This is a genomic window from Streptomyces sp. NPDC042002 (genome assembly GCF_055588305.1).
This window is the reverse complement of the sequence record NZ_JBVJCT010000021.1, coordinates 82,143-98,062: the sequence shown is the minus strand read 5'-3', so window position 1 is coordinate 98,062 and position 15,920 is coordinate 82,143. Positions and strand designations below refer to the sequence as shown.

The following is a 15,920-nucleotide window of genomic DNA, read 5'->3' as shown; positions in this document are numbered from 1 at the left end:
CGACCTCGATATTGGTCACGATGGTCAGCCACCAGATATTTTCCCGTAGTGCGACTGCCCCCTGATTCCCCTCCACCCAGGGGTGCGTAGGGGGCAGTTAGGGGTTGTGGGGGATATCGGGCGCTCAATAGCCTCGCAGTGCGCAGTCGATTCGTCCGTGGGGCGGGCCGGTCGGGCGCGAATTGAATTTCCCTGGATTTTCGCACAACGGTTTCCTATGCCGTCTGCCGCAAATGGGTGGTTGCATCAAATGGCGAATGAAGAGACGCTGCGGGACTACCTGAAGCTGGTGACGGCGGACCTGCACCAGACGCGTCAGCGGCTGCGCGACGTCGAGGCGAAGAACCAGGACCCCATCGCCGTCGTCGGAATGGCGTGCCGCTACCCGGGCGGCATCGACTCCCCCGAGGAACTGTGGCGCCTCGTGACGGACGAGGCCGACGCGATCACCGGGTTCCCCGCCGACCGTGGCTGGGACATGGACACCGTCTTCCATCCGGACCCCGAGCACCCCGGCACCAGCTACGCCGACCAAGGCGGTTTCGTACGGGACTTCGCGCGCTTCGACCCCTCGCTGTTCGGCATCTCGCCGCGCGAGGCCCTCGCCATGGACCCGCAGCAGCGGCTGCTCCTGGAGACCACCTGGGAGGCGTTCGAGCGCGCGGGCGTCGACCCGACGGCGATGCGCGGCAAGCAGGTCGGTGTCTTCGTCGGCACCAGCAGCCACGACTACCTGACCGCGCTGCTCAGCTCCTCGGAGAACGTCGAGGGCTACCTCGGCACCGGCAACGCCGCCAGTGTCGCCTCCGGCCGGCTGTCGTACACCTTCGGACTTGAGGGCCCCGCGGTCACCGTGGACACCGCCTGCTCCTCCTCGCTGGTGGCGCTCCACCTGGCGGTGCAGGCGCTGCGCAACGGTGAGTGCTCGATGGCCCTCGCCGGCGGCGCCACGCTGATGGCCGCGCCCGGCACCTTCATCGACTACAGCAAGCAGCGCGGCCTGGCGACCGACGGCCGCTGCAAGGCGTTCTCGCCCGACGCGGACGGCTTCAGCCTCGCCGAGGGCGTCGGCATCCTGCTGGTGGAGCGGCTGTCCGACGCGCGCCGCAAGGGCCACCCGGTCCTCGCCGTGCTGCGCGGCACCGCCGTCAACCAGGACGGCGCCTCCAACGGACTCACCGCCCCCAACGGCCCCTCCCAGCAGCGTGTCATCCTCCAGGCGCTGTCCAACGCCCGCCTCACCCCCGACCAGGTCGACGCCGTCGAGGCGCACGGCACCGGTACCGGCCTGGGCGACCCCATCGAGGCCCAGGCCCTGATCGCCACCTACGGCCAGGACCGGCCCGGGGACCGGCCGCTGTGGCTGGGCTCGCTGAAGACCAACATCGGCCACGCCCAGGCCGCCGCCGGTGTCGCCGGCGTCATCAAGAGCGTCATGGCCATGCGCAACGGCATGCTGCCGCGCACCCTCCACGTCAGCGAGCCCACCCCGCACGTGGACTGGTCTGCGGGCAACGTCGAACTGCTCACCGAGGCCCGCCCCTGGCCCGCGTACGACCGGCCGCGCCGCATCGGCGTGTCCTCCTTCGGCATGAGCGGCACCAACGCGCACGTCATCCTGGAGAGCGCCCCCGAGATCGAGGAGGCCGCGCAGAACGCCCCGGCGGCCGGCGGCGCGGGTGTACTGCCCGTGGTGCTGTCCGGCCGCACCGAGGCCGCCCTGCGCGCCCAGGCCGCCCGCCTCCACGCCCACCTCACCGAGCGCCCCGACGTCGCCCTCGCCGACCTCGCGTACTCGCAGGCCCTCACGCGCGCCGCCCTGGACCGCCGCGCCGCCGTCGTCGCCCAGGACCGCGCCGGTCTGCTCGCCGGCCTGTCAGCGCTCGCCGAGGGCCGGGCCTGCGCCGACGTCCTCGAGGGCAGCGCCACCGAGGGCAAGCTCGCCGTCCTCTTCACCGGCCAGGGCAGCCAGCGCCTGGGCATGGGCCGTGAACTGTACGAGACGTACCCGGTGTTCGCCGAGGCGCTGGACGCGGTGTGCGCCCGGCTCGACCTCGCCCGCCCGCTCAAGGACGTGCTCTTCGGCACGGACGCCGCGCTGCTGGACCGCACCGAGTACGCGCAGCCGGCGCTGTTCGCCGTCGAGGTGGCGCTGTACCGGCTGGTGGAGTCGTGGGGCGTGCGCCCCGACTTCCTCGCGGGCCACTCCATCGGCGAGATCGCCGCGGCCCACGTGGCCGGGGTGTTCTCGCTGGAGGACGCGTGCACGCTGGTCTCGGCGCGCGGCCGGCTGATGCAGGCGCTGCCCGCGGACGGGGTCATGATCGCGTTGCAGGCGACCGAGGACGAGGTCAGGCCGCTGCTGACCGAGCGGGTCGGCATCGCCGCCGTCAACGGCCCGCAGTCCGTGGTCCTCTCCGGTGACGCCGCCGAGGCCGAGCGGATCGTGGAAGCGTTCAAGGACCGCAAGTCCAAACGCCTCACGGTCAGCCACGCCTTCCACTCGCCGCACATGGACGCCATGCTCGGCGCCTTCCGCACCGTCGCCGAGGGCCTGGTCTACGAAGCGCCGGGCATCCCGGTCGTCTCGAACCTCACCGGCGCCCTGGTCTCCGACGAGATGGGCTCGGCCGACTTCTGGGTGCGCCACGTCCGCGAGGCCGTCCGCCTCCTCGACGGCATCCGCTGGATGGAGAGCCGCGGCGTCACCGCCTACCTCGAACTCGGCCCCGGCGGTGTGCTGTCCGGGCTCGGCCGGGACTGCCTGACCGCCACCGGCCCGCGCGCCGCGGCCTTCCTGCCCGCGCTGCGCACCGGCCGGCCCGAGGCGTGGTCGCTCGCCGCCGCCGTGGCCGGCGCCCATGTGCGCGGCCTCTCCCCGGACTGGGCCGCCCGCTTCCGCGACACCGCGGCCCGCCGGGTGGAACTGCCCACGTACGCCTTCCAGCGCGAGCTGTACTGGCCGCGCGACCCCTTCACCGACTTCACCGACCCCGTCGCGGGCGGCGAACTCTCCGCTGCCGACGCCAAGTTCTGGGAGGTCGTCGACAGCGCGGACCTCGCGCGCTTCGCCGACACCCTCGGTGTCGCCGGTGACGAACCGCTCAGCGGCGTACTGCCCGCGCTGTCCGCCTGGCACCGCCGCAACCGCGACCGCGACACCGTCGACGGCTGGCGCTACCGCGTCACCTGGAAGCCGCTCACCGACACCGCCGCCGGTCCCGTCACGGGGCACTGGCTGCTGGTCGTACCCGCAGAGCACGCCGACGACCCGTGGGCCGACGCCGCGGCCCGCGTCCTGACCGCGCGCGGCGCCCAGGTGACCACCCTCGCCGTGGACGCCGCCGACGAGGACCGCGACGCCCTCGCCACCCGGCTGCGCGAGCTCCTCGCCGACGCCGAGGCGCCCGCCGGCGTGCTGTCGCTGCTCGCCCTCGACGAACGCCCGCACCCCGTGGACGCCGCGCTGCCCGTAGGGTTCGCCGCCACCACCGCCCTCGTCCAGGCCCTCGGCGACGCGGCTGTCGAGGCACCGCTGTGGGCCGCCACCCGCGGCGCCGTCTCCACCGGCCGCGCCGACCGCGTCGCCGCCCCCGCCCAGGCCCTCGTCTGGGGTCTCGGTCGCACCGCGGCACTCGAACTGCCCACCCGATGGGGCGGGTTGATCGACCTGCCCGAGCAGCCCGACGAGCGCGCCGCGGGACGGCTCGCCGACGCGCTCGGCGGTCTCGGAGACGAGGACCACCTCGCCGTACGCTCCACCGCCACCTTCGTACGCCGACTGGCCCGCGCCCCGCGCGAGGAGCGGCCCGCCGAGTGGACCACCGGTGGCACCGCCCTCGTCACCGGCGGCACCGGAGCGCTCGGCCGGCACGTCGCCCGACTGCTCGCCCGCGCGGGCGCCGACCGGCTGCTCCTGGTCGGCCGGCGCGGCCCCGAGGCCGAAGGCGCTGAGGAACTCGCCCGAGAACTGGCGGAGCTGGGCGCCGAGGCGACCTTCGTCGCCTGTGACGTCACCGACCGCGAGGCCGTCGCCGCCCTACTGGCCGCCGTGCCCGCCGAGCATCCCCTGACCACCGTCGTGCACGCCGCCGGCGTCCTCGACGACGGCGTCCTGGACGCCCAGACCCCCCACCGCCTCGCCGGCGTGCTGCGCCCCAAGGCGCACGCCGCCCACGTCCTGCACGAGCTGACCCGCGAACTGGACCTGTCCGCCTTCGTACTGTTCTCCTCCGTCGCGGGCGTCCTCGGTGCGGCGGGCCAGGCCAACTACGCGGCTGCCAACGCCTACTTGGACGCCCTGGCCGAGCAGCGCCGTGCCGACGGCCTGCCCGCCACCGTCGTCTCCTGGGGTGCCTGGGCCGAGGGCGGCATGGCCACCGACGGCCTCGTCGCCGAACGTCTGCGCCAGGCCGGGCTGCCCGCCCTCGCCCCCGAACTCGCCCTGAACGCCCTGCGCACCAGCCTCGCCCTGGACGAAACGGCCTGCGTCGTCGCCGACTTCGACTGGTCGCTGCTCGCCCCGGGCCTCACCGCGGTGCGTCCCTGCCCGCTCATCGCCGACCTGCCCGACGCCGCGCAGGCCCTCGCCACCGGCTCGGCGACCGGCCAGGCCGCCGGGACCGCCGACACCCTCGCCCGCCGCCTCGCCGAGGCACCGGACGGCGAACGCGACGAGCTGGCCCTGGAGTTCGTCCGTACGCAGGTCGCCGCCGTGCTCGGCCACGCCGGACCGCAGTCCGTGGACCCCGCCAGCGCCTTCCGCGACCTCGGCTTCGACTCGCTGACCGCCGTGGAGATGCGCAACCTGCTGTCCTCCCGCACCGGACTGCCGCTCCCCGCCACCCTGATCTTCGACTACCCCAACGCCTACGCCCTGGCCGCCTTCCTCCAGGACGAACTCCTCGGCACGAACGGCGGATCCGCCGTCGCGCAGGTCGCTGCCGCCGTCGCCGACGACCCCATCGCGATCGTCGCGATGAGCTGCCGCTTCCCCGGCGGCGTGGCCACGCCCGAGGACCTGTGGCGGCTCCTGGCCGAGGGCCGGGACGCTGTCTCCGGCTTCCCCACCGACCGAGGCTGGGACCTCGACGGGCTGTACGACCCGGAATCCGCCGCCGAGAACACCAGCTACGTCCGCGAGGGCGGCTTCCTCGCCGGGGCCACCGAGTTCGACGCGGACTTCTTCGGCATCTCGCCGCGCGAGGCCCTCGCCATGGATCCGCAGCAGCGGCTGCTCCTCGAGACCTCCTGGGAGGCGTTCGAGCGCGCCGGCATCGACCCGGCCACCGTGCGCGGCGAGCAGATCGGCGTCTTCACCGGCACCAACGGTCAGGACTACCTCAACCTCATCCTCGCCGCCCCCGAGGGCGTCGAGGGCTTCCTCGGCACCGGCAACGCCGCCAGCGTCGTCTCCGGACGCATCTCCTACGTACTCGGCCTTGAGGGTCCGGCGGTCACGGTCGACACGGCCTGCTCCTCCTCGTTGGTCGCGTTGCACTGGGCGATCCAGGCGCTGCGCAACGGCGAGTGCTCCATGGCCCTCGCAGGCGGTGTGACCGTGATGTCCACCCCTGCCTCCTTCATCGACTTCAGCCGCCAACGTGGGCTGGCCGAGGACGGCCGCATCAAGGCCTTCGCCGCCTCCGCCGACGGTACGGGCTGGGGTGAGGGGGTCGGCATGCTGCTTGTGGAGCGGCTGTCCGACGCTCGGCGCAATGGCCATCCCGTGCTTGCCCTTGTCCGTGGCTCGGCGGTGAACCAGGACGGCGCGTCCAACGGGCTGACCGCGCCGAACGGTCCGTCCCAACAGCGGGTCATCCGGGCCGCGTTGGCCAGTGGCGGTCTCGCTCCGGCTGACGTGGACGCGGTCGAGGCGCATGGTACGGGGACGCGGTTGGGTGACCCGATCGAGGCGCAGGCGCTGCTGGCGACGTACGGCCAGGACCGTCCCGAGGGTCAACCCCTCCACCTCGGCTCCATCAAGTCCAACCTCGGCCACACCCAGGCCGCCGCCGGAGTCGCCGGCGTGATGAAGATGGTCCTCGCCATGCAGCACGGGGTGCTGCCGCCCACCTTGCACGTGGATGAGCCGACGGCGCAGGTTGATTGGTCGGCCGGTGCTGTCTCGTTGCTGACGGAGTCGGTGGTGTGGCCGGAGACGGGTCGGCCTCGTCGTGCGGGTGTCTCTTCGTTCGGTATCAGTGGGACGAACGCGCACACGATCGTGGAGCAGGCTCCGGAGCTGGTGGCCGAGGCGGGGGCGCAGGTGTCGGGGCAGCCGGTACTGCCGATGCGTTCGGTGCCGTTCCTGCTGTCGGCGAGGAGTGCGGAGGCGCTGTGTGGTCAGGCGGCCGCGCTGCATGATCATCTGGCCGGCAACCCCGGGTTGCGTGCCGCCGACGTTGGCTTCTCTCTGGCGGCCGGGCGTTCGGTTTTCGAGCGTCGTGCGGTTGTGGTGGCCGGTGATCGGGAGGGGTTGCTGGCCGGGTTGGCCGGTCTGGCGCAGGGCTCGGGTGGGCCGGGGGTGGTGTCAGGCACACCGCTGTCGGGGAAGACCGCGTTCCTGTTTACGGGGCAGGGGAGTCAGCGGCTGGGGATGGGCCGGGAGTTGTATGCCGGGTACCCGGTGTTCGCCGATGCCTTCGACGCGGTGTGTGCGCACCTGGACGTTGATGTGCCGCTCAAGGACGTGGTGTTCGGCGACGACGCGCAGACGTTGAACCGTACGGAGTTCGCGCAGCCTGCGTTGTTCGCGGTCGAGGTGGCGTTGTTCCGGTTGTTCGAGTCGTGGGGTGTGAAGCCGGAGTTCGTGTCCGGGCATTCGATCGGTGAGATCGCGGCTGCGCATGTGGCGGGGGTGTTCTCGCTGGGGGACGCGTGCCGGTTGGTGTTGGCGCGTGGTCGGCTGATGCAGGCGCTGCCGGAGGGCGGGGTGATGATCGCCCTCCAGGCGACCGAGGCGGAGGTCGCTCCGCTGCTCAACGAGCGCGTCAGCATCGCCGCCGTCAACGGCCCGCAGTCCGTGGTCATCGCGGGTGACGCCGAGGACGTCGAGAGGATCGCCGGATCGTTCGGCGATCGCAGGTCCAAGCGCCTCACGGTCAGTCACGCGTTCCACTCGCCGCACATGGACGGCATGCTCGACGACTTCCGCGCCGTTGCGGAGTCTCTGACCTATGAGCTTCCGAAGATATCGGTGATCTCGAATGTGAGCGGTGCTCTCGTTTCGGAGCAGTTGACGCGGCCCGAGTTCTGGGTCCGTCACGTTCGTGAGGCGGTCCGCTTCGCCGACGGCATCCGCGCGCTGGAAGCCGCCGGCGTGACCACGTACGTCGAACTGGGCCCCGACGGAGTCCTGTCCGCCATGGCCCAGGACTGCGTCGACAACACCGACGCCGACACCGACGCTGTCTTCGTCCCAGTCCTCCGCGCCGGGCGCGACGAGGCGGACACTCTTACCACTGCCCTTTCCCGAGTTCACACCCATGGCACGCGCGTCGACTGGGCCGCGTACTTCGCCGGTACGGGCGCACATCGCGTGGACCTCCCGACGTACGCCTTCGAGCGGCAGCGCTACTGGCCCGCCGTGACGGCGTACCACCTGGGCGACGTCGAGGCGATCGGCCTGGACGGCACCGGGCATCCGCTGCTGAGCGCGGGCGTGGCCCTGCCCGAGTCCGACGGCATGGTCTTCGCCGGACGCCTCGCCCTGGACACGCACCCGTGGCTGGCCGATCACGAGATCCTCGGGAGCGTGCTGCTGCCGGGAACGGCGTTCGTGGACCTGGCGGTCCGGGCCGGTGACCAGGTGGGCTGCGACCACCTGGAGGAGCTGACCCTGGAGGCCCCGCTGGTGCTGCCCGCGCGCGGCGGCGTCCAGTTGCGGGTGTGGGTCGGTGCCGCCGACGCCTCCGGGCGCCGCCCGGTCGCGCTGCACTCCCGCGCCGAGGGGCTCGCGGCCGAGGAGCCGTGGACCCGGCACGCCTCCGGTGCGCTCGCCGAGGGCGCGCGCGGCCCGGCCGGCTTCGACCTGTCGGCCTGGCCGCCGGCCGGGGCCACCGAGGTACCGCTGGAGGGACGCTACGACGAGCTGGACTCGATCGGATTCGCGTACGGGCCGACGTTCCGGGGCCTGCGTACCGCCTGGCAGCGTGACGGCGAGGTCTTCGCCGAGGTGCGGCTGCCGGAGGGCGCGGAGGAGGAGGCGGGCCGGTTCGGTCTGCACCCGGCGCTGCTGGACGCGGCCCTGCACGCCATCGGGCTGAGCGGCGTCGGTGCCGACGACGGCCGGGGCCGGCTGCCGTTCGCCTGGAGCGGGGTGTCCCTGCACGCCGCGGGCGCCGCGGCGCTGCGCGTCCGGCTCGCCCCGGCCGGCGCCGAGGGTGTGCGCCTGGAGATCGCGGACGCCGCCGGTGCCCCGGTCGCGCTGGTCGAGTCGCTCGCGCTGCGCCCGGTCTCCGCCGACCAGGTGCGTGCCGCCCGAGCCACCCACCACGAGGCGGTCTTCCGCCAGGAGTGGACGGCGCCCGCCGGCCTCGGCGAGCCCGTGGCCGCCCGGTTCGCGCTGCTCGGCTCGGACGGAATCGCGTTGCCGGACGCGCCGCGACACGCGGACCTGGCGACCCTGGCCGCCGCCGTGGACGCGGGGGAGGCCCTGCCCGACGAGGTCGTGGTCGAGCTCGTGCCGGGATCGGCCGACCCGGCCGCCGTGCACACCGCCGCCCACGCCGCCCTGGCCCTGGTGCGGCAGTGGCTGGCCGAGGACCGGTTCGCCGGCTCCCGGCTGGTGGTCGTCACCCGGGGCGCGGTCGCCACCGGGCCCGACGCCGAGGTCATCGACACGGCCGCCGCCACCGTATGGGGTCTGCTGCGCTCGGCGCAGACCGAGAACCCGGGCCGGATCGCCCTCGTGGACGTGGACGCCACGGATGCCGCCGCGGTCGAGGCCCTGCGGGTGGCGCTCGGCACCGACGAGGAGCGGTTCGCGCTGCGCGCCGGCGAGGTGCTGGTGCCGCGCCTTGCCCGGGTCGCCGCGCTCGACCCCGAGCAGGCCGATCCCGCCCGTACGCCCGCCTTCGGGCCCGGCGGCACCGTCCTGGTCACCGGCGCCACCGGCGCGCTGGGCGGTCTGGTGGCCCGCCACCTGGTGACCCGCCACGGCGTGACGCGGCTGCTGCTCGTGGCCCGGCACGGGGCCGAAGCCCCCGGGGCCGCCGAACTCGTCGCCGAACTGGCCCAGTCGGGGGCGACCGCCACCTGGGCGGCCTGTGACGTCGCGGACCGCGACGCACTGGCCGCGGTGCTCGCCGGCATCCCCGCCGAGAACCCGCTGACCGCCGTGGTGCACACCGCCGGTGTGCTGGACGACGGTGTCGTCACCGCGCTCACCCCCGAGCGGCTCTCCGCCGTACTGCGCCCCAAGGTGGACGCGGCCTGGAACCTGCACGAGCTGACCCGCGAGCTGGACCTGACGGCGTTCGTGCTGTTCTCCTCCACCTCCGGCGTGTTCGGCGGACCGGGTCAGGCCAACTACGCCGCCGCCAACGCCTACTTGGACGCCCTCGCCACCCACCGCCGCGCCCATGGGCTGCCGGCCACCGCCACCGCCTGGGGCCTGTGGGCCGTCGCGGACGGCATGGCGGGCGCCCTGGACGCCGCCGACGTCAACCGGATGCGCCGCGCCGGACTGCCGCCGCTGACGGCCGAGGACGGCCTGGAACTGTTCGACACGGCAGTGTCCCTGGACGAGCCGGCCGTCGCCCTGATGCGCGTCGACGCCGAGGCCCTGCGCGCCCAGGCCTCCGCCGGAACCCTCTCCCACCTGCTGCGCGGACTGGTCCGCGGGGTCGCCCGGCGCACCGTGGACCAGTCCGCGGGCGCGGGCGGCGAGTCCGAGCTGCGCGGCCGGCTGGCCGCCCTGCCGGCCGCCGAGCAGGAGCGGGTGCTCCTGGACCTCGTCCGGGCCCAGGTCGCGGCCGTGCTCGGCCACTCGGGTGCCGGGTCCGTCGAGTCGTCCCGGTCCTTCAAGGAGCTCGGCTTCGACTCGCTGACCGCCGTCGAGCTGCGTAACCGTATGAACGCGGCGACCGCGCTGAGGCTGCCCGCCACCCTGGTCTTCGACCACCCCGAACCGGCCGCGCTCGCCCGGTACCTGCGCGCCGAACTCGTCGGTGACGGCACCGCCGCCGAGGGCACCCCGGCCGTGCCCGCGACCGCCGCGCCGGCCGACGACGAGCCCATCGCCATCGTCGCGATGAGCTGCCGCTACCCCGGCGACGTACGCGCCCCCGAGGATCTGTGGCGGATGCTGACGGCGGGCGCCGACGGCATCACCCGCTGGCCCGAGAACCGCGGGTGGGACACCGAGGCGCTGTACGACCCCGACCCGGAGAGCCAGGGCACCTCCTACGCCCGCGACGGCGGATTCCTGCACGACGCCACCGAGTTCGACGCGGACTTCTTCGGCATCTCGCCGCGCGAGGCCCTGGCCATGGACCCGCAGCAGCGGCTGCTCCTTGAGACCACCTGGGAGGTCTTCGAGCGCGCCGGCATCGCCCCCTCCGCGGTGCGCGGCAGCCGCACCGGCGTCTTCGCCGGAGTGATGTACCACGACTACGGCGCCCGCCTGCACGCGGTGCCGGACGGCGTCGAGGGCTACCTCGGCACCGGAAGCTCCAGCAGCATCGTCTCCGGCCGTGTCTCCTACACCTTCGGCCTCGAGGGTCCGGCGGTCACGGTCGACACGGCCTGCTCGTCCTCGCTGGTCGCGCTGCACCTGGCCGCGCAGTCGCTGCGCAACGGCGAGTGCTCGCTGGCGCTTGCGGGCGGTGTCACCGTGATGTTCACGCCCGGCACCTTCATCGAGTTCAGCCGGCAGCGGGGTCTCGCCGCCGACGGGCGCTGCAAGTCCTTCGCGGCCGCCGCCGACGGCACCGGCTGGGGCGAGGGCGCGGGCATGCTGCTGCTGGAGCGGCTGTCCGACGCCCGGCGCAACGGCCACCAGGTACTGGCCGTCGTACGCGGCTCAGCCGTCAACCAGGACGGTGCCTCCAACGGCCTCACCGCGCCCAACGGCCCCTCCCAGCAGCGGGTCATCCGCGCCGCCCTCGCCAACGCGGGCGTGGGCGCAGGAGAGGTCGACGTGGTCGAGGCGCACGGCACCGGCACCACTCTCGGCGATCCCATCGAGGCGCAGGCGCTGCTCGCCACGTACGGGCGCGAGCACACCGGCGAGCGACCGCTGCTGCTGGGCTCGGTGAAGTCCAACCTCGGCCACACGCAGGCCGCTTCGGGTGTCGCCGGTGTGATCAAGATGGTCATGGCGATGCGCCACGGCGTGGTCCCCAAGACCCTGCACGTGGACGAGGCGACCCCGCACGTGGACTGGTCGGCGGGCGCGGTCTCGCTGCTCACCGAACAGGTCGCCTGGCCCGAGACCGGCCGGCCGCGCCGCGCGGGCGTGTCCTCCTTCGGCATCAGCGGCACCAACGCGCACGCCATCATCGAGCAGGCCCCCGAGGCGGATCCCGCTCCCGGGGCGGACCACGCTCCCGAGGCGGAGCCGACCGGGCAGGTCACCCCCGTGACGGTGACTGTGCCGCTGGAGACGGTGCCGCTGGTGGTGTCGGCGCGCGGCGAGGACGCCCTGCGCGCCCAGGCCCGCAGGCTCGGCGCCCACGTACAGGCGCATCCGGAACTGCGGCCGGTGGACCTGGGGCTGTCCCTGGCCACCACCCGCTCCGCGCTGGAGCACCGTGCCGCGCTGCCCGTCGGTGACCGGGACGAACTGCTGGCCGGATTGCACGCGTTGGCGCTCGGCGAGCAGGCTCCCGGGGTGCTGCGCGGCACCGCCCGTGAGGGCCGTACCGCCTTCCTGTTCACCGGACAGGGCAGCCAGCGTCCGGGCGCGGGCCGTGAACTGTACGCGGCCCAGCCGGACTTCGCCCGTGCCCTGGACGAGGTCTGCGCCGAGCTCGACCGTCACCTCGAACTGCCGCTCCAGAGCGTGCTGTTCGGCGAGGACGCCGAGCTGCTGAACCGGACGGAGTACGCGCAGCCCGCGCTGTTCGCGATCGAGGTGGCCCTGTTCCGGCTCGTCGAGGCGTGGGGCGTACGGCCCGACGTGCTCTGCGGCCACTCGATCGGCGAGATCGTCGCCGCGCACCTGGCCGGGGTGCTCTCCCTGCAGGACGCCTGCGAACTCGTCGCCGCGCGGGGCCGGTTGATGCAGGCTCTGCCCGGGGGCGGCGCGATGACCGCACTCCAGGCGACCGAGGCCGAGGTCGCGCCGCTGCTGACGGAGAACGTGAGCATCGCGGCGGTCAACGGGCCGCGATCGGTGGTGATCGCGGGCGACGCGGACGAGACCGAGAGGATCGCCGGATCGTTCGGCGACCGCAGGTCCAAGCGCCTCACCGTCAGCCACGCCTTCCACTCGCCGCTGATGGACGGCATGCTCGCCGACTTCCGCAAGGTCGCCGAGAGCCTCGTGTACGAGACCCCGGTCGTCCCGGTCGTCTCCAACCTCACCGGCGCCCTCGTCACCGACGAGCTCACCGACCCCGACTTCTGGGTCCGCCACGTGCGCGAGAGCGTCCGCTTCCTCGACGGCGTGCGTGCCCTGGAGGAGTCCGGCGTCACCACCTATCTCGAACTGGGCCCGGACGGCGTGCTGTCCGCGCTCGCCCAGGAGTGCGTCACCGGCGACGGCGCGGTGTTCGTGCCGCTGCTGCGCGCCGGCCGGCCCGAGGCCGACACCGCCACCACCGCCCTGGCCCTCGCCCACGTCCACGGCGCGCCCGTCGACTGGACCGCGTACTACGCGGGCACCGGCGCCCGCCGGGTGGAGCTGCCCACCTACCCCTTCCAGCGCAAGCGCTACTGGCTGGACGTGGGCGTCTCCGTCGAGGACGTCCTGGCGGCAGGCCTGGACGGCGCGGACCATCCGCTGCTGGGCGCCACCGTCGAACTGCCCGCCTCCGACGGGCTGGTGCTCACCGGCCGGCTCGCCGTCTCCGTCCAGCCCTGGCTGGCCGAGCACACCGTCGGCGACACCGTGGTGCTGCCCGGTACGGCCCTCGTGGAACTGGCCCTGCGCGCCGGCGACCACGTCGGCTGCGACGTACTGGACGAGCTCACCGTCGAGGCGCCGCTGACCCTGCCCGAGCGGGGAGCCGTGCAGTTCCAGCTGGCCGTGGCCGGTGCCGACGACAGCGGGCGGCGCGCCCTGACCCTGCACTCCCGGCGCGCCGACGGCCCCGCCGAGGAGCCCTGGACCCGGCACGCGGCCGGCGTCCTGACCGCGCGGGCCCCCGAGGCCCCCGCGGCGGACCTCAGCCAGTGGCCCCCGACCGGCGCCGAGGAACTGCCCGTCGACGGGTTCTACCCGGGCGCGGCCCTCGCCGGGCTCGGCTACGGCCCCGGCTTCCAGGGCCTGCGGGCGGCCTGGCGGCGCGGCGAGGAGGTGTTCGCCGAGGTCGCGCTCGACCCGTCGTACGCGGCCGACGCCGACGCCTACGGACTGCACCCCGCCCTCTTCGACGCGGCCCTGCACGCCCTGGGCCTGGCCACCCCCGGCGCGAGCGCCGACGCCCCCGCCGAGGGCGCCCGACTGCCCTTCGCCTGGACCGGCGTACGGCTGCACGCCACCGGCGCGACCGGGCTGCGCGTGCGGCTGGCCGCCGCCGAGGACGGCGGCGTCGCACTCGACCTGGCCGACCCCGCAGGCGCGCCCGTCGCCACCGTCGGCTCGCTCGTGCTGCGTCCGGTGCCCGCCGGCGGGCTCGGTGAGGGCCGTTCCGCCCACCACGAGTCGCTGTTCGCCCTCGACTGGGCCGCGCTGCCCAGCGCGGGGACCGCGCCCACCGGCGGGCGCTGGGCGGTGCTCGGCGCGGACCCGGGCGCCTTCCGCCCCGGCGGCCGGCCCGTCGAGACCCATGCCGACCTCGCCGCGCTGCGCGCCGCGCTGGAGGCGGGCGCACCGGTGCCCGACACCGTCCTCGTCCCGCTCACCCCCGCCGTCACCACCAGCGGCCGGGCGGCCACCGCCCGGGCCGCCGCGCACCACGCGCTCGACCTCGTCCAGCAGTGGCTCGCCGAGGAACGCCTCGACGGCTCCCGACTGGTGCTGCTCACCAGCGGCGCGGTCGCCGCCGAACCGGGCGAGCCCGTCACCGACCTGGTCCACGCCCCGGTGTGGGGCCTGGTGCGCACCGCCCAGTCGGAGAACCCCGGCCGGTTCGTGCTCGCCGACACCGACGGCACCGACGCCTCCGCCCAAGCGCTGGCCGCCGCCCTGGCCGGCGACGAGCCGCAACTGGCCCTGCGGGCCGGTCGCGCGCACGCCTTCCGACTGCGCCGGGTGGCCCGCACCGACCGGCGGGCGCCCGCCCTCGACCCCGAGGGCACGGTCCTGGTCACCGGGGCCACCGGCACCCTCGGCCGGATCTTCGCCCACCACCTGGTGGCCGAGCGGGGCGCACGCCGGCTCCTGCTGCTCAGCCGACGGGGCGAGCAGGCCCCGGGCGCGTCCGAACTCGCCGCCGATATAGCGGAGTTGGGTGCATCGGTCACCTGGGCCGCGTGCGACGCGGCCGACCGGGACGCGCTCGCGGCGGTGCTCGCCGGCATCCCCGCCGAGCACCCGCTGACGGCGGTGGTGCACACCGCGGGCGTCCTGGACGACGGCATCATCGACTCGCTCACCCCCGAGCGCCTGGACACCGTGCTGCGGCCCAAGCTCGACGCGGCCTGGAACCTGCACGAGCTGACCGAGGGACACGAGCTGAGCGCGTTCGTGCTGTTCTCCTCGGTCGCCGGCTGCTTCGGCGCCCCGGGGCAGGGCAACTACGCGGCGGCCAACAGCTTCCTGGACGCCCTCGCCCAGCACCGCAGGGCCCGCGGACTGACCGCGACCTCGCTGGCCTGGGGCCTGTGGGCCGCCGAGGACGGCATGGCCGGTGCCCTCGACGAGGCCGACCTGGCCCGGATGGCCCGCTCCGGCGTGGCCGCCCTGGCACCCGAGGAGGGACTGGCCCTCTTCGACACCGCGCACACCCTGGACGACGCCGTCCTGGTGCCCATGCGGATCGAACCGGCCGCCCTGCGCGCCCAGGCGGCCGACGGCACCCTGCCGCCGCTGCTGCGCTCCCTGGTGCACGTCCCGGTGCGCCGGGCCGCCGCCGACCCCGGGACCCGTACCGGCACGGGGTTCGGCACGGAGGCAGGCGGCTCCCTCGCGGACCGGCTGGCCGCCCTGCCCGCCACCGAGCGCGCCCAGGCCCTCATGGACCTGGTGCGCACCCAGGTCGCCGGCGTCCTCGGCCACACCGGCCCCGACGACGTCGACCCGGCGCGCGGCTTCCTCGACCTCGGCTTCGACTCGCTGACCGCCGTCGACCTGCGCAACCGGCTCACCGCCGCCTGCGGGCTGCGCCTGCCGGTCACGCTGATCTTCGACTACCCCTCGCCGGAGGCGCTCGCCGGATACCTCGGCGAGCGGCTGGGCACGGACGACAACCCCCGGCGGGCCGTCCACACCGAGCTGGACCGGCTCGAATCGATTCTGGCGGGCGTCGGCCCCGACGACGAGGACGCCACGGGCATCACCGCCCGGCTGCGCGACCTCCTGGCGAAGTGGAACGAAACGCACAGTGCACCGGACACCGATGCCCAGGACCGCTCGATCGAGTCCGCCACGGCCGACGAGATCTTCGACCTGCTCGACGACGAACTGGGCCTGTCCTGACCGGCACCGGCCCGGCCGGCACCCTGCCGGCCGGGCTCCGGGGCGGGCCGTGGGCGGACCCCCGGTGACGGGACGGCACCCGGCCGCCCGCACCGGCACCCTCCCGGCGGCCACCACCGGCCCCTTTTCGATGACCTTCCTGACGACCCACCTGCTCCGCGCGAGCATTCCG

1 protein-coding gene is annotated in these 15,920 nt (G+C 74.5%); it reads left to right on the top strand.

Annotated features, from left to right (window positions below; all coding sequences use genetic code 11):
- Positions 1–250: 250 nt before the first annotated feature.
- Entirely contained in the window at positions 251–15,748 is a 15,498-nt protein-coding gene (locus ACZ6KY_RS27030; protein ID WP_469312883.1) for a type I polyketide synthase, read from the top strand.
- The last annotated feature ends 172 nt before the right edge of the window (positions 15,749–15,920 follow it).

Bases quoted from the DNA above. Each gene is read 5' to 3' on its own strand.
- ACZ6KY_RS27030 (WP_469312883.1), top strand. From the start codon at position 251: ATGGCGAATGAAGAGACGCTGCGGGACTACCTGAAGCTGGTGACGGCG.